The following is an 18,495-nucleotide window of genomic DNA, read 5'->3' as shown; positions in this document are numbered from 1 at the left end:
CAACGTGGGGTATCATGGTCATACAAGTTTGCGAATCACCTCCAGCAAGTTGCTCTGATCAAAACTGCTTTTTACAATGTAGGCGTCCGCTCCCACATCAATGCCGCGTTCTTGATGAGCGCGCGAACTGAGCGCGGTGACGAGCACGACGGGGAGTTCCGCGAGTTTTTTGTCCGCGCGGATTTTTGCGGTGAGCTCGAAGCCGTCCATGCGCGGCATTTCCACATCGGAGACCACCAGATCGAAAGCGCGGCTTTTCAGTGCGGTGAGCGCATCCACGCCGTCAACGGCGGTGGTCACCTGGTAGCCGGAAGATTCGAGGATGTTCTTCAACAACATGCGCGAGGTGACAGAATCATCGGTGACGAGGATATGCAGCGCATGGGGAGTATCTCCTGCCTGTAGGGCGCCCGCAGCAGGGCGGCGGCCCGTGCCCGCCAGGCGCACGGCGGACTTGAGCAGGTCGGCCGCATGCAGGATGACCACGGGCACGCCCGAGCCCAGAACGGTGGCGCCGGCGACGTTGCGGACGCGCAGCAGCGGCTTGCCAATGTTTTTCACCAGCACCTCCTGCTCGTAGAACACTTCGTCCACCGCAAAGCCGATGCGTTTATCTCCAGCGCCGAGCACCACCACCTCAATGAATCCGCCTTGCTCCGCCTGGAGGCGCGGCGGCAGCTCCAGCACTTCATGGAGCCGCACGAAGCTGATGGCATGACCGTCGAGACTCATTGTTTCCGTGTTTTCCACGGTTTGGATGTCGTCACGCTTGATGCGCTTGATGCGTTCAACATTGGTGGTGGGAATGACGAACGACTGCCCGCCCGTGCCTACCAGGATGCCTTTGAAGGTGGCGAGGGTGATCGGCAGCACGATGCGGAAGATCGTGCCCGTGCCGGGCACCGTCTCGATGGCAATCTGCCCGCCGAGCTTCTCCACTTTTTCACGGACAATCGCCATGCCCAGCCCGCGTCCCGAAATCTCGGTGATGATCGGGCTGGTCGAGACGCCCGAATCGAAAATATGAACGAGCGCGGCTTGCTCATCGAGCTGGAGCGCGTCATCCGCCGACAGCGTGCCGTTGCGGATGGCGACCGCTTTCACCATCTCCAGGTCGATCCCGCGACCGTCGTCACTGATGACGATTTCGACTTTGCCGGCGTCCCGCTGAGAGACGGCCACGGTGAGGTTGCCGCAGGACGGTTTGTGCGCCTGGGCACGCCCGGCGGGTTGTTCGAGACCGTGGTCGATGCTGTTTCGCACGAGATGAATCAGCGGGTCCTTCATCTCTTGAAGGATGCGTTTGTCGATCTCGACTTCGCGACCACGGAGGCTGATGTCGGCCTCTTTGCCTACGGTGCGGGCGAGATCGCGCACCAGCTTTGGCAGCAGATCGAGCAAGACGCTGCTTGGCAGCATCACGAGGCGCTTCGCATCCTCCAGGAGACCGTCCACGAGTGTGCTGATGCCGCGTTCGTCGCGCTCGGCCGTGCCCGTGAGCAAGGCGAGGCGCTTGGCGAACGAGCGCATGTGGTTTTGGTTCCAATCCAAAAAATCACCCAGCTTTGTCAGCGCAGTCACGCTTTGGTCCCCGAGGCTGGGACGTGCCCAATCGCGTACTTTTGCGCACTCTTTGTGCCAAGCTTCGAGCTCATCCTCCAGTCCGCGTAAATCCATCACGTGCTGTCTGGCGATGAGTTTCACGGCGACCATTTCCTCCGCCTGGCGCAGCAGAGAATCCATTTTTGCCATCGGGATACGGACGGTTTCGGAGAGGTGTGGGCCTGCGGAGGGCAGGTCAGATGGAACCGGGCCGGCCGGATTCCCAAGATGGGACGAAATGGAATCAGGCGAGCTTGGTTCGGCAGAATTGCACACGCGCCCTTTTACCGGGACCGGCTGCGGCGCGGGTGGTGGATCATGCAGTTCACCGAGCTGCCGGACCATGTCAGTCACCGCCTTTTTTTCCGCCATGGTTTTCACCACATCCGGCAGTCGAAGCAGTTTATCCACGAGATCGAGGGCACGGTTCAAGGTGTCGAAGGTTTCCGCTGCCATACTGACCGGCTGGAGCTGCCACTTGGAAAAAATGCTCTCCAACGCCTGGCAGACTGCCTCGATGTCAGTGCGGTTCACTGCGCGTGCCGCGCCTTTTAGACTGTGGGCATCACGAAACACGAACTCGATGATCTCCTTGCGCCGGAGTGCCTGGGGATTTTTTTCCAGCTCAAGGAGGCCGGACGTCATGGCCTGTAGATGCTCACCGGCTTCCACCGCAAAAGCCTCGCGCAATTTGATGAGAAATTCTTCGTCGGTCATGACAGAACTCCGGTTGATGGCCTGAAACTCACCTGCGGAGTTAAACTCAGATGCCTCCACCAATGGCTGATGCTCCGGCCATCAACCATCAACCATTCACTATCAACTGAGGGTTCCAGGTTCACACTTTGAAGCGGGCCACCAATTGTTTCAGTTTTTGTCCGAGATCATGCAACTGCTGCGCGGCGGTCTCCGCCTGCTTGGTGCTGGTGACGGTCTGGGTGCTCGCGATCTTGATGTTTTCCATCGCCAGCGCGACCTGGTCCATGCCGACGAACTGCTGTTGGTTCGTTGCCGCGATCTGCGTCGCCGCCTGGGCCGCCTCGGCAATGTTGCCCGAGAGCGCACTGATGGACTCTCCGGCGGAGTTTGACTGGCGTACGCCTGCTTCCACGGCCTTGCTGCCCTGCTCGGTGGCCAGCACGGCACTGCTCGTGGCTTTTTGGATGTCATTCAAGATGGCGCGGACCTGGGTGGTGGCTTGCTTGGACTGTTCGGCGAGTGATTTCACCTCCTGCGCCACGACGGAGAAGCCTTTGCCTTCCTCACCTGCTCTTGCCGCTTCGATGGCGGCGCTCACGGCCAGCAGCTTCGACTGTGCGGCAAGGTCGTCCACCGTCGCGATGATCTCGCCGATGGCCTGGCCCTGCGCGCTGAGGCTGAGAATGCTCTCCGCCACCAGACCCATCTGCTGGCGGATGCCGCCCATGCCTTCGATGGTCTGATCCACCGCCCGCTTGCCACCGCGTGCGACATCGGCGGCTTTCTGCGATTCTTCAGCCACTGATTTCGCTTTCTGGCTGGAGATTTGCGAAGTTTGCTTCACTTCCTCGACGGTCGCTGTCGTCTCGGTGATCGCCGCCGCGGTTTCAGCTGCGCCGGCCGCAAGCTGCGTGGTGGAGGCCATGATCTCGCTCGCCGAGGAAGCGAGGACGTTCACCGCCTCCAACAGTTCCTGCATGATGCGGCGCAGGCCCGCCAGCATGTTCGCAAAGGCATTGCCGAGCACATCGCGCTCGGATCGCGGCGTGATCTGCGCCGTCAGGTCGCCGTCGGCGATTTGTCTGGCGCGGTCTGAAAGCACTGACAGCGACTGCGTCATCCGCTGGAAAGTCTTCATCAACGCCCCGACCTCGTCACCACGATCCACACCGGTGAATTCAACATTCAGATCGCCGTTGGCGATTTTGTCCGCCGCAACGGCGATTTTTTCGAGCGGCTGCGCAATCAGGCGGCCCAGGCCGACGATCATCAAGATCGCCGTCAGGACCGCGCAGCCACTTAGAATACCGAAGACGACCTGTGCCTGTGCCAGCCGGGCTCTTGACCTTTCGGTCAGTACTTGAGTGAACTCACGTGAGATGGTGCGGATCTTCTCAAACCGTTCGGATTGTGGTCCGAGAACAAGGGTGGCGGCTTCCTCCTTTTTCTGCTGGCGGATGAGCGGAATCACCTCGGTGTCACGAACTTGCACGAATTCCATGCGGATGGAGGTGATCTGCTCGACGTACGGCAGCATTTCAGCATCACGCCGATACAGCGCGTCCAGCCGCTTGAGAACTTCGGTGTTGTCGCTCGAGTAACCGTGCACTTCCTGCAATTTTGATTCCACCTCAGTCCCGGCGGGCTGGAGTATGGCGGCGAGCAAAGCCGAGCGCTGACCGTTGAAGTTGTTCCGCAGCGACATCGCGTCGGCGATGCTGATTTCGGCATCACGGACCGCGTACATCGAAGTCCAGGCCGTGATGATGACCGCGACGAGCACGAGAATCACGATGCCGAAGCCCGTTGTCAGTTTGGAACTTGTCTTGAGGTTGATGAACCAGCGCATGGGTTTGCCTTTCGTTTGGTGTTGGATTCAGGGGGACACTTCCTCGTTAACGAGGATGCGGTTGTCGGAGAGTATCTTCGCGGCGTCGAGCACGACGAGCCGTTCGCTGGTGATGCCACGTAGATAGTCGGCACGGCGGCCGGTCAGCGTGGGCAGTGCTGGTTGCAGTTCATCCAGGCGGATGCGGCGCACGCCGAGGATGGTGTCGGCCAGGATGCCAACCTGCATGTCGTCGTGCTGGATGATGATGATCTTGTTCAGCTCCGTGATGCCTTTGGCAGGCAGGTCGAAAAACTTTTTGAGGTCTATGACCGTGCGGATCTCACCGCGGAGATTGATGATGCCGAGTACGAACGGTGGCGCGCAGGGCACCGGTGTCAGCTCCTTCAGCAGACTGACCTCCTTCACCTGCGCCAGGGCAATGGCGTAGTGCTCGCTGGCCAGTTCAAATTCGACCGTCTCCAGGATGTCCCCCGCCACCTCCTGGGCTTGTGGCTCCCGCGCGAGTTCCTGCGCACGTTTCTTCAACAGCCTGCGCTCCGCCTCGGCCGAAAGCGCGAATCCCGTCTCGATGGCCGCACGGGCTGCGTCTATCTGGCGGCGAACTTCTGTCCAGTCTGTCGGTGCCGGTGTTTTCATGCGGCCACCTCCTGCATGGATGCCAGAATCGCGAGCATGCGCCCAGCGGTGGTGCCGTCGGATTCAGGCAGCACCGCTTCAGGCGACTGCTTGCGCAGCAGCGCGCGGGCATTTTCAAAGCAGCGCCCGGCATCGCGGCTGCGGCCCAGTCGCAGCATGAGATTGCCGAGGGTAAAGTGCGCCACGATAAAATTCTGGTCGAGATACAAGGCGCGTTTGATCGCCAGTGCGGCTTCTTCGATGGCATTCTGCTCATGCAATATGACGCCACGCAGGTAGTGGCTGGCGGCGGAAAGCTTGTTTGTCTCGATGGCCTGGTCGCAGGCCTTGAGAGCTGCGGCCAGGCTGCCTTCATTGGCCAGGCGCCGCGCCTCGGCGATGAAATCCGGCAACACCGGGGCAGCAGCAGCCACCACCGGTTGGGAAGGCTGGGGCGTCGGTGTCACCGCAGTGAGTGCCGCCGGCTCGAGCGTCAACATCGGCGTCAGCAGCTCCGCTCTCTGGGGTGCCGGGCCGCCTTTGCGGTAAGCCGCAGTGCCGGAAAATCCTGCAGGAGAGAAGTCGGTGAACAATTCCTGCGACGCCTCCGCAGCGCTGATGAACAGCCAGCCGGGGTCAACCAAGGAGCGGTGGAGATTGGCGATGACCTTGCGCAGTTGCTCGCGCGAAAAATACATCAGCACATTGCGGCAGAAGATGATGTCCAGCGCATTGGTGTTGTTCATCAGCGATGGAAACACATCCTCCGCCAGATTCAGACAACCGAACTCAACCATCCGCCGAATGTCCGGCAGCACCTCAAAGCGCCCCTCCACGGTCTGCCGAAAAAACTGATGCTTCATCCCGTCCGGCACGCCGCGGAACGACCACGGGCCATACACGCCTTGGACCGCTTTTTGCAAAAAACGCGGGTTGAGGTCGGTGCCCAGAATCGATATCTGCCAGTCCTTAAAATCTGGCAGAGCACGGTGCAGCGCCATGGCGATGGAGTAAGGCTCTTCTCCAGTGCAGCAGCCGGCGCTCCAGATGCGCAGCCGTTTCGCCTGTCCCCGCCGTGCCTGCACGATGGCGGGAATCACCTGCGTTTCCAGCGCTTCAAACGACTGCGGATCGCGGAAGAAGTATGTTTCGCCGATCGTCAGATGCGCCGCCAGCGATTCGATCTGCTTGGCGCCCAAGACGGAGCCTGCCATCTTTCGTGCGCAGGCCTCGGTGCTTTCAAAACCCAGTTCTTTTGCCGCTGCGCCCAGGCCGCGCTCCAGATCTGACCAGCGTTCACGCGGATAGTGCAGTCCCAGCCGGGCTTCCACTGAGTGGCTGACCGCCTCCAAAAGTTCCGTTGTGAGCATGGATGTCATGGCTGCGGGTTGAGCATCAGCTGCAATGCCGCGTGATCTTCGATCGAAAGAAATCGCTCCAAATCGTGCACAAGCACCAGGCTGCCATCGCGCTTCATCACACCTGTGACCATGTCCAGTTGCGGCAGGATGCCCGCCGTTGGCGTGATCTGCACTTCGCCTCGAGAAACCACACTCGTCACCGAGTTCACCAGCAGCGCGACCGTGCGCCAGTACGTATGGGCGATGACGAGGTGGTCGGTCGTGCGCACTTCACGTGTTGGCAGGCCAAATCGTGTCCACAAATCAAACACCGGCACGATTCGCCCCTGAAAATTGATCACCCCACGAACGCCGTGCGGGGCCTCAGGTATGGGAGTGACCTCGACGGCCCTCACAACCCGCTCCACCACCGCCAGCGCCACGGCGAACTCCTGTTCATCGAGATTGAAGACCACCCACGCGTCTGCACCGTTTTGCATGCTTCTTGCCGGGGGAGAATGCTTTGGGGAGGCTGGTAGTGGTGAATCCATGTCAGATATCTCCATTGATCAGTTCGCAAACCTACATAAGCCATGCGGCGATGTTTTAGGCTCGGCTCGGAAACCCACAGCGCAAGTTTTTTCCTATCAACTGCCCGGTACAAGCGGTGGCGGGTGTGAGAGAGGCACGACTTGCCGGGCGTAGTTGATGGCGTCCATGCAGCCGCACTTTCCAACCACGCCATTCAACCGCCGCGACTGGCTGCGCGTCGGTGGGCTGGGCTGTTTGGGGCTGTCGCTGCCGCAAATGCTCAAAGCGAAATCGCTGCGCAGCAAGGATGCGTCGTTTGGCCGGGCGAAGAGCTGCATCATCCTGTTTCTCAGCGGGGGGCCGCCGCAGCATGAGACGTTCGATCCGAAACCGGACGCACCGCTGGAGATTCGCGGTGATTTCAAATCGATCCCGACTTCCGTGCCGGGGATTCATTTCTCCGAGACGCTGCCGCGCACGGCGAAGCTGATGCAGCACCTCGCGGTGATCCGCTCGATTACCACGGGCATCAATGCGCACTCCACCAGCGGCTGTTTCATGCTCACGGGCTATGCACCGGCGTCCAAAGCTGAAAGCGTGCCGCCGAGTGCGAATGACTGGCCCAGCATCGCGTCGGTCGTTGGTGCGTTGAAACCGAGCGAGCGTTCGCCGCTGTCGTCGGTCGTTTTGCCGGAGCGCCTTGAGAACAACGGCAACGTCGTCTGGCCCGGCCAAAACGGTGGCTTCATGGGTGCGCCGTGGCATCCGCAGCTCATCAAGTGCAACCCCAGTGCCGAGCGCTTGCGCATCGAAGGCATGAGTTTGACCGACGGCATGACGGATCTGCGGTTCTCCGAACGCGGCAGCTTGCTGCGGCAGTTGGACGTGCAATTCCGTCGCTCGCTGGCGAACCCGCTCATGGAGGAGGCGGAGGCGATGCAGCAGCGCGCCTTTGATTTGATCCACTCGGAGGCCAGTCGTGCCGCATTGGAGATCGAGCGTGAGCCTGCGGTGATGCGGGAGCGCTACGGCAGGCATAAATTCGGCCAGAGCGTGCTGCTGGCGCGTCGGCTGGTGGAAGCCGGTGTGCGGCTGGTGCAGGTTAACTGGCCACGTGAACCCGGCGATGACAAGGAGGGCAGTCCGCTGTGGGACACGCATCAGCGCAACGGTCCGCGTGTGCGCGAGGTGTTGTGTCCGCAGTTCGACATGGCTTACTCAACGCTCATCCAGGATCTGCACTCGCGTGGTTTGCTCGATGAAACACTCGTTGTTGTCATGGGCGAGTTTGGCCGCTCGCCCATCATCAACAAAAGCGGCGGTCGCGATCATTGGGGCAATGTCTTTTCCGTCGCCATGGCCGGAGCGGGCATCGCCGGTGGTCAAATCATCGGCGCGAGCGACAAGATCGGCGGATTCCCGGAAGACCGGCCCGTGCGTCCGCCGGATCTCGCCGCCACCATTTTCCACCTGCTTGGCATTCATCCCAATCACGAATTCATGGACGCGTTGCAGCGCCCGCGCACTGTCACTGACAGCGGCGTGCCGCTGCGCGAACTCGTCGGGGTCTAATTTCATTCTCATGCGTCATCTCATCCTCTCCCTCCTCCTCACCGTCACCGCACTGGCTGCGGAACTGCCCCAAGAACAGCGCATCGTCTTCCTTGGCGATTCAATCACGCAAGGCGGAGGTTACATCGAGATCATCGAGGCCGCGCTGATCGCGCAGCATCCTGAGGTGACGAAGGAAATCATTCCGCTCGGTCTGAGCAGCGAGACGGTGAGTGGTTTGAGCGAAGACGGCCATGCGGGCGGCAAGTTTCCGCGTCCTGACCTGCACGAGCGTCTCGACCGCGTGCTGGAAAAGGCGAAGCCACAGCTCGTCTTCGCGTGCTACGGCATGAACGACGGCATTTACCTCCCGCTCGGTGCCGTGCGCACGAAGGCCTTCCAGGACGGTATGAAGAAGTTGCACGACAAAGTCACCGCTGCCGGTGCCCGCATTATTCATCTCACGCCGCCGGTGTTTGATCCGGTGCCGATCAAGGCACGCGTGGTGCCGGGCGATCAAGTGAAGCCGGGGCAGTTCTACGCCGGCTACAACGAGGTGCTCGACTTCTACGCGGACTGGTTGCTCGACATGCGCAGCGAGGCGAAATGGAGCGTCTTAGACATCCACGGGCCGATGAATGCCGCCATCGCGGAACAGCGGAAGAGCGATCCTGAGTTCACCTTTTCCAAAGACGGCGTGCATCCCGGCCCGGAGGGTCATCTGCTCATGGCGCATGCTGTTCTCGATGCCTGGGGCCTCAAGGTGAAAGCCGATGGCACGCCCGATCATCCGAATGGCGCGGCGATCCTCGCGGTGATCAAAAAGAAGCACGCGATCCTGCGCCCCGCGTGGTTGAGTCATGTCGGACACAAGCGCCCCGGCAACGCGCCCGGTTTGCCACTGCCCGAAGCCGAGGCAAAGGCCGCTGAATTCGATGCCGAGGCCCGCAAGCTCGCGAAGTCGAAGGAGATCGTCTTCCCGAACCAAGCTGCTGAATGGAACGGCTACCCGAAATACGAACTCACCATCGCAGGCAAGCCCGTGACCGTCGTCGCGCCGAAAACCGCCGCCGCAGGCCGTCCGTGGGTGTGGCATGGCGAGTTCTTCGGCCACAAGCCCGCGCCGGACATAGCGCTGCTCGGCAAAGGCTTCCACATCGTTTCTATGAAGATCAACGACATGCTCGGCTGCCCCGATGCGGTGAAGCTGTGGAACCAATGCTATGCGGAACTCACCACGAGCTATGGCTTGAGCACGAAGCCAGCTCTTGTCGGCCTCAGCCGTGGTGGTTTGTATTGCTACAACTGGGCCATCGCCAATCCCGACAAAGTCTCCTGCATCTACGGCGACGCGCCCGTGTGCGACTTCAAGAGCTGGCCTGGCGGCAAGGGCAAAGGGAAGGGCGACCCGCGGAACTGGGGCTTTGTGCTGAAGCTGTGGGGTTTCAAAGACGAGGCTGAGGCGTTCGCTTACAAGGGCAATCCCGTGGACAGTCTTGCCCCGCTGGCGAAGAACCATGTGCCGTTGCTGCATGTCTTCGGTGATGCCGACGATGTCGTGCCGTGGGAGGAAAACACCGGCTTGATCGAGTCACGCTACAAGGCGCTGGGTGGAGACATCACGCTGATCCGCAAACCCGGCATCGGGCATCATCCGCATGGCTTGGCGGACTCGACGCCGATTGTCGAGTTCATCGCGAAGCATGCGAAGTAAGCCACGCGTCCACTCGCGGACTACGCATCCAAGCCAAACGCCGTGTGGACGACGCGGGCGGCGTTTTCGATCTCGCTTTCGTCCACGATGACGGCGGTCTTGATCTCGCTGGTGGAGATCATCTGGATGTTGATCTTCGCATCCGCGAGGGCCTTGAACATCTTGGCGGCGACGCCGCTGTGGCTGCGCATGCCGATGCCGACGACGCTGAGCTTGGCGATGCTGCTCTGCGTGCGGAGCTGGGCTTCGTCACCGAGAGTTGGGAGGATAAGCTTCAATGCGGCTTCGGCCTTGGCGAGATCAGCGGCGCTGAGAGTGAAGGAGATGTCGGTGATGCCGTCGAAGCTGACGTTTTGCACGATCATGTCGATCATGATGTTCGCGCTGGCGATGGCACCGAAGATGGCGGCGCTAATGCCGGGACGGTCGGCGACGTCGTCGATGGTGACCTTGGCCTGGTTGCGTTCGAGGCTGACGCCACGGACGACGACGGCTTCCATGCCGGGGGATTCTTCTTTCACGATGGTTCCGGGGTTGTGGTTCATGCTGTTGCGCACTTCGAAGCGCACACCAAATTTGTTCGCAAACTCGACGCTGCGGCTCTGCATCACCTTGGAGCCGGAGGAGGCCATTTCGAGCATCTCCTCATAGCTGATCTCAGGGATCTTCTGCGCGGTCTTCACGACACGCGGGTCGCAGGTATAAACGCCGTCCACGTCGGTGTAGATCTGGCAGAGGTCGGCTTTAATGGCCGCGGCCATGGCGATGGCGGTTAAATCGCTGCCACCGCGGCCCAGCGTGGTGATTTCGCCGCTGGCGGTCTCGCCTTGGAAGCCGGCGAGCATGACGATGTTGCCTTCATCGAGCATCTTCTTCACGGCATCGGGCGTGATGTTGACGATGCGGGCCTTGGTATGCACGCGGTCGGTGGAAATGCCAGCCTGTGCGCCGGTGAGTGACACCGCTTTGCCGCCGAGAGCATTGATGGCCATGGCGGTGAGGGCGGTGGTGGTCTGCTCACCCGTGGCGAGCAGCACATCCATCTCGCGCTCGACGGGCTCGCGTTCAGGCGAGACTTCCTTTGCCAGCTTGATGAGCGTGTCCGTCACGCCGGACATCGCGGAGACAACAGCGACGACCTGATTGCCCGCACGCTGCGTTTCCAGGATGCGACGTGCGCAATTGCGGATGCGCTCGGGATTGCCGACGGAGGTGCCGCCGTATTTCTGGACGATGAGGGCCATGCTGGGATTGGGGAAAGGGCGCGGAAAATGGCACGGTGAACCGGAGGCGCAAGGGCGGAATCACTGCGGGCAGAGTGTCGGCCCCGGCGGATGTCTGAGCGCGCGCCAGCCCTTCCTGCGGCAGCCCTGGCCGGGGCTGCTGGAATGAAGGCTGGGCTGCCGCCACCGGCCATGTTATGAAATGGCAGAATTTTTGCCGCGTTTGGCGGCTCGCACGTCATGCAGCAGTAATGACATCATCTTCCACATCCCTTTGTCCTGTTTGCGGCTGCCCCCTGGAGACCGCCGAGGCAGGTGCCTGCCCGCGCTGCCTCATGCTGGCCGCCATGGAACCAACCGCGCATTCGAGCGAGGCCTCGCGCCAGCCACCGCCGTCGCTCGAGGAGGTCAGCGCGGCGTTTCCACAGCTCGAAATCCTCGAACTGATCGGCCAGGGCGGCATGGGCTGCGTCTTCAAGGCGCGGCAGCCGAAGCTGAACCGGCTCGTCGCGCTGAAGCTGCTGCCGGCCTCGCTCGCGGAGCGCGATGCGGCGTTTGCGGGGCGTTTCGAGCGCGAGGGGCAGCTCCTCGCGCGGCTGCATCATCCGAACATCGTCGCGGTGCATGACTCCGGCACGGCGGGCGAATTTTTCTACCTCATCATGGAGTTCGTCGATGGCGTGAATCTGCGCCAGGCCATGCGTGCGCGACGCTTCACGCCGGTGCAGGCGCTGGCCATCGTGCCGCACATCTGTGACGCGCTGCAATACGCGCACGACGAGGGCGTGCTGCACCGCGACATCAAGCCGGAGAACATCCTGCTTGATGCGAAAGGCCGCGTGAAACTCGCCGACTTCGGCATCGCGAAACTGCTCGCCGAGTCCGAAGTGCCAGCCAACGACGCCGCGCCCGCCGACGCCGGTCTCACGCACGCGGGCACTGCGCTCGGCACGCCGAGCTACATGTCCCCCGAGCAGCGCGACACGCCCGCAGACGTGGATCACCGTGCGGACATCTACTCGCTCGGCGTCGTCTTTTACGAACTCCTCACCGGCGAACTCCCACAGGACCCGCTTGCGCGCCCTTCGGCGAAAAGCGCCGCCGATCCGCGCGTGGACGCCATCGTGCAGCAGGCGCTGGAAAAGGAACGCGGTCGCCGCCAGCACAGCGCGGGCGAGGTGAAGACGCAGGTGGAGACCGTGGTTGCCACTCCCGGCGGCAGCCAGGGCGGGGAAGCTCAGGTTTCCAGCGCCCCGCCGCGCTTCCGCAAAATCGGCAGCGGCACGCTGAGCACGCCGGAGTTGCTCGCCACCGCCGAGGGGCAGTTCTTCGCCTACCGCACGCGCGGGCAGCTCATTCTCGATGAGCGGCAGCTCACGCACTCGCGCACCGGGGTGGACACCGTCATCCCGCTGGCAGCCATCCGCGATCTGAGCCTCGGCAGGTATCCGCGCACGATGGCCCCGGCGGGCATTGACCTCATCAGCCTGAGCTTCGAGGAAGGCGGCCAGCGCAGGCAGGTCCTGCTTTTCCCGATGCAAGGATGGTTCGGTTTCCCCTCGAGCGCGAACGCGCACGTTGCCGAGTGGCTCGTGGCGATCCGCGAAGCCGTCACCGCCGCCACGGGCCACACGCCCGGCTCGACACCGGCGGACAAATTGGGCGTGCCATCCAGCTCACGAAGCGTGCTGGTGCTGACGTTAGGCGCACCGCTGTGCGCGCTGTTGGTCTTGACGGGCAGCTTGATTTACCTCGCGATCATGCGCCAGACCCCCGGCGCTCCCACAACCTTTCCATTCAACATCAATCCGATGTGGGTCGTGTTCGCGCTGCCTTTCCTGTTTCCATTGGTCGCCTTCCGTCTCCCGTGGCTGCTGCATCGGCGGGCGCGGAAAGGCAGTTCGTCCGCCACAGTCTCCGGGCAGGCGGTTCTGCCGCCGGACAGCCCGGCGAGCACGCCGCGCTACTCGCGTATGGCCATCGTGGGGGCGGTGTGGTTCGGAGTGGCGTTGGTTGGCATCTTGACGGTTGCGGGTCCGATTCAGAAGGGGCTGCCGTGGTGGCAAACGCTGCTCAGTCTCATGATTTTATTGCCGACGGTGTCCGCGCCCTTCGGCACGACGATCCTCGGCTGGGTCGCCGTCTCACAAATCCGGCGCTCGGCGGGACGGCTCCATGGCCTGCGCCTCGCGGTGGCCGATGGTTTGATGTTCCCGCTGCTGCTTCTGGACGGTCTGCTGGGTGGGGCTTGGTGGTTCATTGCGCGATGGCTCGTCGATTTCCTCGCCAACGAGCCGATGCACATTCGCGCGCTCAGCGACCCTGAGCACGTCCATCTGGGTTTCGTGACACGGCTGGCGAACGATCTGGCGCATCACGGCACCAGCAGCGTTTTATTCGTCTTCGGGGCGGCTGTGACGGCCATCGCGGCGGACTATTTCATCATCCGCGCCGTCTGGCGCGCGGTGAGGCGGCTATCAGCCAACTCCATCGCAAACGCCCCCGCAGCCCCGCTCAAGACGAACCTCTTGATTCCCCTCGTGCCGCTCGTGCGCAACTGCGGCTCCGGTCGCAAGGCGGTGACGCTGGTCGTGGCCTTCACGCTCGCCGCGCTGATTGGCTACCGGGCATGGAGCATGGCAGGCGGTGCGCCGATTCCCTGGTCTCCAAGCGTAGCGGTCGGGCTGATCCCTGCCGCAGTCTTCGTTGCGATCCTCATGGTGCTGGTCGTCCGCAATGCCGTGGCCGACCGCAAACCCGTGAGGTTGGCCGTGGGCATGCTTGGGCTTCTGGCCATCGCAGTCGCCGCATTGATGGTCTTCAAGAGCATGGCACCGCAGACCGATCTCATTCAATTGGCTGCCAACGATCCCGCCAGGCACTTTCCCTCGGGCGCGCACATCGGTGGCAACCATCACAGCGTGATGGTGACTCACGATAAAGCCCAAACGGCTTTGCACTATGTCCTCTACTACGCTGGGGACTTCGGGACGACTTCCTCCGGGACGCAGAACCTCGTCACGAAAACCTGGGTGGACGAGGGAGCGGTGAAATTGAAAAACGGGCGCACCTTCGGCTACCGGCGCGAGGGGCGCTATCCCGACGAGCTGCATGTGAACGGCACCCCCTACGACTTGCGCAAAGGGCGCGTGCTCGTACTGCGCGACGACGGCACGGCGGAGCAGTTGAAGCTGTTCCCGCCTCTCACGGTGGCGCGTGATCCAGAGGCTCTGGCGAAGCTGCTGACCGCACCATCGGCGTCCATCCCGCAGCACATCGAATTCAAAGTTCTCCGCGTCGAGAACCCTCCCGGCACGCGGAACATCCTCCTGCACTTCGAGCGCGACTCGAATTATGGCCTCGCCCTCGAAGTGTGGCAGGACGTGACGCGGTTGCAGGGCCGTCCCGGTCCCGCGCCTGACCAGCGAGATTGGCGGCAGAAGGAATGGGTGGGCGTCAACGACCCTCGCGTGTTGAGATGGGCGTTGCCGCAGGAATTCACCCCGGACGAAGCGAAGGCGCTGGCGAAGGAAATGGAGCGAAAGTGGAAAGGCTCCCATCCGCTGCCGGATGGCGCGGTGCCGGAGTTTGCCACCGCGCTGCATCGCGATGGCTGGAAGTATCACCTCGTCACAAAGGTGCTGCGCGAGCCGGGTTCGCCACGTCCGCCCGCGCCGGCTGGAGCCTTGTTCACCAGCGAGCAACGGATCAACTGGCCTGCCGATGCGCTGGTGCGGTTGACTCTCGACCAATCGACGAACGGCGGACCAAAGACGCGCCTGGGAGAGGAGCTTGTCTTCAAGACTGCGCCGGACCGCGCGACAGGATTTGTCCTGCGCTGGCACGCCTACCCTGCGCAGCAGGGGAAGTTCGGGAATCAATGGATTCTGGATTTGGTGGACCCGGACACCGGCGTGATCTTTCACCGCGTCGAAAACCGCTTTGCCATTCCGGTGAAGCTGATCTCGCCCGATCATCTCCCGCTTCCCGAAAAAAACCAAAGCCACATCCTAGCGGAACCGGGATCGTATTCACCGTTCCATTTGCTCCGTGCGGAACAACCCGGCCCGCCCGGCGCGGCTATCACGGCCTGGTGGGATCTACAGGCCGTCGTCGAGTTCATCAGTCCGACCGAGAAGGGGGTCGTGCCGGCGTTCCAGTTGCCCTCATTGCCAGCGGGCGGCCCGCGCTAAAAAAATCCACGTCGCCAATCAACCCATGAAAACAAGCCTCACCGTCTTCGCCACCACGCGCTGGACGCTCGTGCGCCACGCCACCGGCCACAGTGCCGAGGGCCAAGCGGCTCTGAGTGAGCTGTGCGCGGCGTATTACGAGCCGGTCGTCGCTTTCCTCCGCCGCAGCGGGAGCGCAGCGGATGCGGCACGGGAGACGGCGCATGAGTTCTTCGAGGTGATCTTGGAAAAGCCGGCGCTCGGCGGCGCGGAGCCGGGGCGCGGGCGGTTCCGCAGCTACCTGCTCGGCGCGCTGAAACATCACCTCAGCCATCGTCGCGAGCACAATGCGCGGCAAAAGCGCGGCGGCGGCGTGGAAAACGTGGCGCTGGCTGCGGGCACCGACACTTCGCCCGGCATCGACCCCGGCGATCAACAGACGCTGCCGCCGGATCGCGAGTTTGACCGCCAGTGGGCGCTCCATGTGTTGCGCCGGGCCACGGCTGCGCTGGCGGCCGAATGGGCCGCTGCAGGTCGTGCGGCTGAGTTTGCACTGCTGCAGCCCTTCATCGCCGGTGATCCAGACCACGGTGACATCGCGTTGCTGGCGGAACAACAGGCGCAAAGTGCCGCCACACTGCGCAAAACGCTCAGCCGACTGCGGCAGGCATTTCGGCAGAAGGTCAAAGCAGAAATCGCGCCCACCCTGGATGTCGGCAACGATGCGAATGACGAAATGCGCGAGCTGCTGCAGGCACTGACGCCGTGACTGCTCAGCCGGCAGCGCGGTGTTGCTCCGCAGCGGTCAATTCGCGCCACTGGCCTGGCTGGAGCGTCAGATCGGCCAAACGCAGGCCACCGATGCTCACGCGGATGAGCCTGAGCGTGGGAAAACCAACGGCGGCGGTCATGCGGCGGACCTGGCGGTTTTTGCCTTCGGTGAGAGTGAGTTCGAGCCACGAAGTCGGCACGGATTTGCGGAAGCGGATGGGCGGATCACGTGGCGGGTGGGCGGGTTCGGTGTCGAGACGCTGCGCCTTGCAGGGGAGGGTGCGGAATTCCTTCAAATCGACGCCGGAGCGCAGTTTGCGTAGCGCTTCGTCACTGATTTCGCCTTCGACCTGAGCGTGGTAACTGCGCGGATGAGCGTGGCGTGGATTGAGCAGTCGGTCGTTCCAGTGTGCTTCATCGCTGAGCAGCAGGAGTCCTTCCGAGTCACGATCCAAGCGACCGATGGCATAGACATGTGGTGGGAAGCCGAACTCGGCCAACGTGCGATGCGATGGATGCTCCTGCGTGAACTGGGAGAGGACATCGAAAGGCTTGTAGAAGGCGATGAGCATCACTTCTGCTTCAACGCTTCAAGCTCACGCGTCAGTTCAGCGCGGCGCTGCTGGTAGTGTGAGTGTGCGGTTTCACGCGTCTGACCATTCGCCACACCCATGACGCCAGCCACCAAGACAAACAGTCCCATGCCAATGGGAACAAGCTGGAAGATGCCCGGCGCACCGAATGAACTGGAGAACGAGGCCATGCCAAAGCAGACCACGGCGAAGAAAATGGCAAACGCGAGACCAAACGTGGGATTGCCCGGTGGGCGCGGGCCGTTGCGGCCTTGAACCATCGACTCCGCTTGTTCGATGCCCCACTCACGATCCAAGCGTTCGATCTCATTCTGCACGGTGATCACTTCAAGGCTCTCCGCCATCTTGCCGGTGTTCGCAGCGATCTTGGCGACTTCCTCGGTGAAAATGGAGTTGTCGGTGCGCTTCACCTCCAGACTGCTCTGGCAGAACTGGCAGGTGACGAAGCGGGTGTTTTCGGCCACTTGGAGCGGGGCGCCGCAGTGGTTGCAACGAACGGAGAGCGTTTCCATGCGCCGAGGCTAGCGGGAATGCTGAAGATTTTCAAGAGTGGTTCCAAGCCGCATCACATCTTCCAACGCGAGCCGCTGCTGCTCAAACTCCGCCTCGCTCATGCGACGCGGGATGTGGTGCGGCTTGTCGAAGACGATCGTGACCTTGGCAAAGGGCAACGGCAGGAGGAACTCGTCCCAGGTCTTGAACTGGATGAAGTGGCTGTAATGCAGATGCACGGGAATGATCGGTGTGCCGGTGAGCTGGGCGAGTTTCACGATGCCGGGCTGCACGCGATGCAGCGGGCCGCGTGGCCCGTCGGGTGTGATGCCGATCTCGTAGCCTTCATTGGATTTCTTGGCCAGCGCGATGAGGGCGCTCATGCCTTTCTCAGGCTTGGAACTCGACCCGCGCTCGGCTTCGATGCCGAAGCTCTCGCAGATGTCGGCGATGATCTGCCCATCGCCGCTGGGGCTGGTCAGAATGGTGCCGGGAACGTTGGCGAACCACTCATGATGCAGCCAGGGGATGAGAAACATGCGGTTGTGCCAGAAGGACCAGATCCAGCCTTTGCGCGTGGCATCAAACACACCCGCATCATCACGCACTTCCCAGCTCAACGTCGCGCCAATGCCGCGCATGAGCCATGCGATGATCTTGCCGACGTTCTTGATGCGGATTTTGGCCATGAATGCCGCATTGCATGGCGGTGTTCTGTGCGGTGGTCAAGATGCGGATGCCAGCCCATAAAATGGGCGGAAGAAAATCTTCCGCCCGGTGGCTTCGATCCTGGTGTGTGCGCTGTCGCTAACCTTTGCGCATGAACATGACAATCAGTGTGATCAAGCCGACGGCAAATGCACCGATGCCCACGGGAAACATCAAGGCGTCATCATCCGAACCATCGACGATGATGGCGCTGTCCTGCGCGTTGGCGGCGAGATAGCGCACCTTGACCAGCGGATCGGTGACGGACGTGTCGTTCGTTCGTGCGGAGAAGAAACTCGAGGTCACCTTGAAGGTCTTCGTCACGGGAGCACCACCCTGCGGGGTGAACGTGACATCGAAATTGTAGCTGCGTGAGCGCTTGCCGCTGCGCCGCGACTCGCCGCCCCCAATCATGCCGTCCACCGTGACGCCTTCTTTCTCCAGCTTGGCGAGCCGTTCTTTTTCCAAATGGCCGTTGTAGGTGAGAAACGGGCCGGCGATGACGGCAATGGCCGCGAACAGTTTGATTTTGGTGGGTGTCTCCATAGATGATTTCAGGGTGAGGGCGCGGTTTTATGGAAACCCTCGCAAATGGTCAATGAAATTATTGGAGGCCTGGTAATTTTTTTCGA

General features: G+C 61.9%; 14 protein-coding genes. 4 read left to right on the top strand and 10 right to left on the bottom strand.

Annotated elements, in window-relative coordinates; translation table 11 throughout:
* Positions 1 to 18 precede the first annotated feature (18 nt).
* From ACKVY0_RS21365 to ACKVY0_RS21345, 5 genes are all read right to left on the bottom strand, one after another.
* On the bottom strand, positions 19 to 2,319 hold the full coding sequence (locus ACKVY0_RS21365) for a response regulator (RefSeq protein WP_409216877.1): 2,301 nt from the start codon (positions 2,317 to 2,319) through the stop codon (positions 19 to 21).
* Between the two features lie 121 nt (positions 2,320 to 2,440).
* The gene (locus tag ACKVY0_RS21360) at positions 2,441 to 4,150 is read right to left on the bottom strand and encodes a methyl-accepting chemotaxis protein (RefSeq protein WP_409216876.1); all 1,710 of its coding nucleotides are present in this window, start codon (positions 4,148 to 4,150) and stop codon (positions 2,441 to 2,443) included.
* Positions 4,151 to 4,177: 27 nt separating this feature from the next.
* On the bottom strand, positions 4,178 to 4,789 hold the full coding sequence (locus tag ACKVY0_RS21355) for a chemotaxis protein CheW (protein ID WP_409216875.1): 612 nt from the start codon (positions 4,787 to 4,789) through the stop codon (positions 4,178 to 4,180).
* Complete coding sequence (locus ACKVY0_RS21350) at positions 4,786 to 6,147, bottom strand: CheR family methyltransferase (RefSeq protein WP_409216874.1); 1,362 nt, start codon at positions 6,145 to 6,147, stop codon at positions 4,786 to 4,788. Before ACKVY0_RS21350 ends, ACKVY0_RS21355 begins: the two co-directional genes overlap by 4 nt.
* Positions 6,144 to 6,608, bottom strand: a complete 465-nt coding sequence (locus ACKVY0_RS21345; protein WP_409216873.1) for a chemotaxis protein CheW — start codon at positions 6,606 to 6,608, stop codon at positions 6,144 to 6,146. Before ACKVY0_RS21345 ends, ACKVY0_RS21350 begins: the two co-directional genes overlap by 4 nt.
* 217 nt (positions 6,609 to 6,825) lie before the next feature.
* Between ACKVY0_RS21345 and ACKVY0_RS21340 the strand changes: the two genes are divergently transcribed.
* Together ACKVY0_RS21340 and ACKVY0_RS21335 are read left to right on the top strand one after the other, a co-directional pair.
* Positions 6,826 to 8,211: a DUF1501 domain-containing protein gene (locus ACKVY0_RS21340; RefSeq protein ID WP_409216872.1), complete on the top strand. Its 1,386-nt coding sequence runs from the start codon at positions 6,826 to 6,828 to the stop codon at positions 8,209 to 8,211.
* Positions 8,212 to 8,221: 10 nt separating this feature from the next.
* Positions 8,222 to 9,904 carry a GDSL-type esterase/lipase family protein gene (locus ACKVY0_RS21335; RefSeq protein ID WP_409216871.1) on the top strand — a complete coding sequence of 561 codons (1,683 nt, stop codon included), beginning with the start codon at positions 8,222 to 8,224 and terminating at the stop codon, positions 9,902 to 9,904.
* Between the two features lie 20 nt (positions 9,905 to 9,924).
* Here the strand turns inward: ACKVY0_RS21335 and ACKVY0_RS21330 are convergent, their stop codons facing one another.
* Positions 9,925 to 11,148, bottom strand: a complete 1,224-nt coding sequence (locus tag ACKVY0_RS21330) for an aspartate kinase (RefSeq protein ID WP_409216870.1) — start codon at positions 11,146 to 11,148, stop codon at positions 9,925 to 9,927.
* 326 nt (positions 11,149 to 11,474) lie between these two features.
* Between ACKVY0_RS21330 and ACKVY0_RS21325 the strand changes: the two genes are divergently transcribed.
* Positions 11,475 to 15,320 (top strand): protein kinase domain-containing protein, encoded by a 3,846-nt coding sequence (locus tag ACKVY0_RS21325; protein ID WP_409216869.1) that lies wholly within the window; start codon positions 11,475 to 11,477, stop codon positions 15,318 to 15,320.
* Positions 15,321 to 15,345: 25 nt separating this feature from the next.
* Entirely contained in the window at positions 15,346 to 16,068 is a 723-nt protein-coding gene (locus ACKVY0_RS21320) for a sigma-70 family RNA polymerase sigma factor (protein ID WP_409216868.1), read from the top strand.
* Positions 16,069 to 16,072: 4 nt separating this feature from the next.
* Here ACKVY0_RS21320 and ACKVY0_RS21315 read toward each other — a convergent pair whose 3' ends face one another.
* The 4 genes from ACKVY0_RS21315 to ACKVY0_RS21300 form a co-directional block, all read right to left on the bottom strand.
* Complete coding sequence (locus tag ACKVY0_RS21315) at positions 16,073 to 16,642, bottom strand: pseudouridine synthase (protein WP_409216867.1); 570 nt, start codon at positions 16,640 to 16,642, stop codon at positions 16,073 to 16,075.
* Positions 16,642 to 17,175 carry a hypothetical protein gene (locus tag ACKVY0_RS21310; RefSeq protein WP_409216866.1) on the bottom strand — a complete coding sequence of 178 codons (534 nt, stop codon included), beginning with the start codon at positions 17,173 to 17,175 and terminating at the stop codon, positions 16,642 to 16,644. The genes ACKVY0_RS21315 and ACKVY0_RS21310 overlap by 1 nt, the downstream gene beginning before the upstream one ends.
* Before the next feature lie 9 nt (positions 17,176 to 17,184).
* Positions 17,185 to 17,844, bottom strand: a complete 660-nt coding sequence (locus tag ACKVY0_RS21305; RefSeq protein WP_409216865.1) for a lysophospholipid acyltransferase family protein — start codon at positions 17,842 to 17,844, stop codon at positions 17,185 to 17,187.
* A gap of 118 nt (positions 17,845 to 17,962) precedes the next feature.
* Positions 17,963 to 18,409 carry a DUF3592 domain-containing protein gene (locus tag ACKVY0_RS21300; RefSeq protein WP_409216864.1) on the bottom strand — a complete coding sequence of 149 codons (447 nt, stop codon included), beginning with the start codon at positions 18,407 to 18,409 and terminating at the stop codon, positions 17,963 to 17,965.
* Between the last annotated feature and the right edge of the window lie 86 nt (positions 18,410 to 18,495).

The sequence above is a fragment of the Prosthecobacter sp. genome, assembly GCF_046154365.1.
GTDB lineage: Bacteria > Verrucomicrobiota > Verrucomicrobiia > Verrucomicrobiales > Verrucomicrobiaceae > Prosthecobacter.
Note: the sequence above shows the minus strand (reverse complement) of the source record. Positions and strands in the feature narration are given on the sequence as shown.

Coding starts and splice junctions, on each gene's coding strand:
- ACKVY0_RS21330 (WP_409216870.1), bottom strand. CDS start 11,148: ATGGCCCTCATCGTCCAGAAATACGGCGGCACCTCCGTCGGCAATCCC.
- ACKVY0_RS21320 (WP_409216868.1), top strand. CDS start 15,346: ATGAAAACAAGCCTCACCGTCTTCGCCACCACGCGCTGGACGCTCGTG.
- ACKVY0_RS21345 (WP_409216873.1), bottom strand. CDS start 6,608: ATGCAAAACGGTGCAGACGCGTGGGTGGTCTTCAATCTCGATGAACAG.
- ACKVY0_RS21310 (WP_409216866.1), bottom strand. CDS start 17,175: ATGGAAACGCTCTCCGTTCGTTGCAACCACTGCGGCGCCCCGCTCCAA.
- ACKVY0_RS21350 (WP_409216874.1), bottom strand. CDS start 6,147: ATGACATCCATGCTCACAACGGAACTTTTGGAGGCGGTCAGCCACTCA.
- ACKVY0_RS21325 (WP_409216869.1), top strand. CDS start 11,475: ATGGAACCAACCGCGCATTCGAGCGAGGCCTCGCGCCAGCCACCGCCG.
- ACKVY0_RS21340 (WP_409216872.1), top strand. CDS start 6,826: ATGCAGCCGCACTTTCCAACCACGCCATTCAACCGCCGCGACTGGCTG.
- ACKVY0_RS21360 (WP_409216876.1), bottom strand. CDS start 4,150: ATGCGCTGGTTCATCAACCTCAAGACAAGTTCCAAACTGACAACGGGC.
- ACKVY0_RS21300 (WP_409216864.1), bottom strand. CDS start 18,409: ATGGAGACACCCACCAAAATCAAACTGTTCGCGGCCATTGCCGTCATC.
- ACKVY0_RS21365 (WP_409216877.1), bottom strand. CDS start 2,319: ATGACCGACGAAGAATTTCTCATCAAATTGCGCGAGGCTTTTGCGGTG.
- ACKVY0_RS21355 (WP_409216875.1), bottom strand. CDS start 4,789: ATGAAAACACCGGCACCGACAGACTGGACAGAAGTTCGCCGCCAGATA.
- ACKVY0_RS21305 (WP_409216865.1), bottom strand. CDS start 17,844: ATGGCCAAAATCCGCATCAAGAACGTCGGCAAGATCATCGCATGGCTC.
- ACKVY0_RS21335 (WP_409216871.1), top strand. CDS start 8,222: ATGCGTCATCTCATCCTCTCCCTCCTCCTCACCGTCACCGCACTGGCT.
- ACKVY0_RS21315 (WP_409216867.1), bottom strand. CDS start 16,642: ATGCTCATCGCCTTCTACAAGCCTTTCGATGTCCTCTCCCAGTTCACG.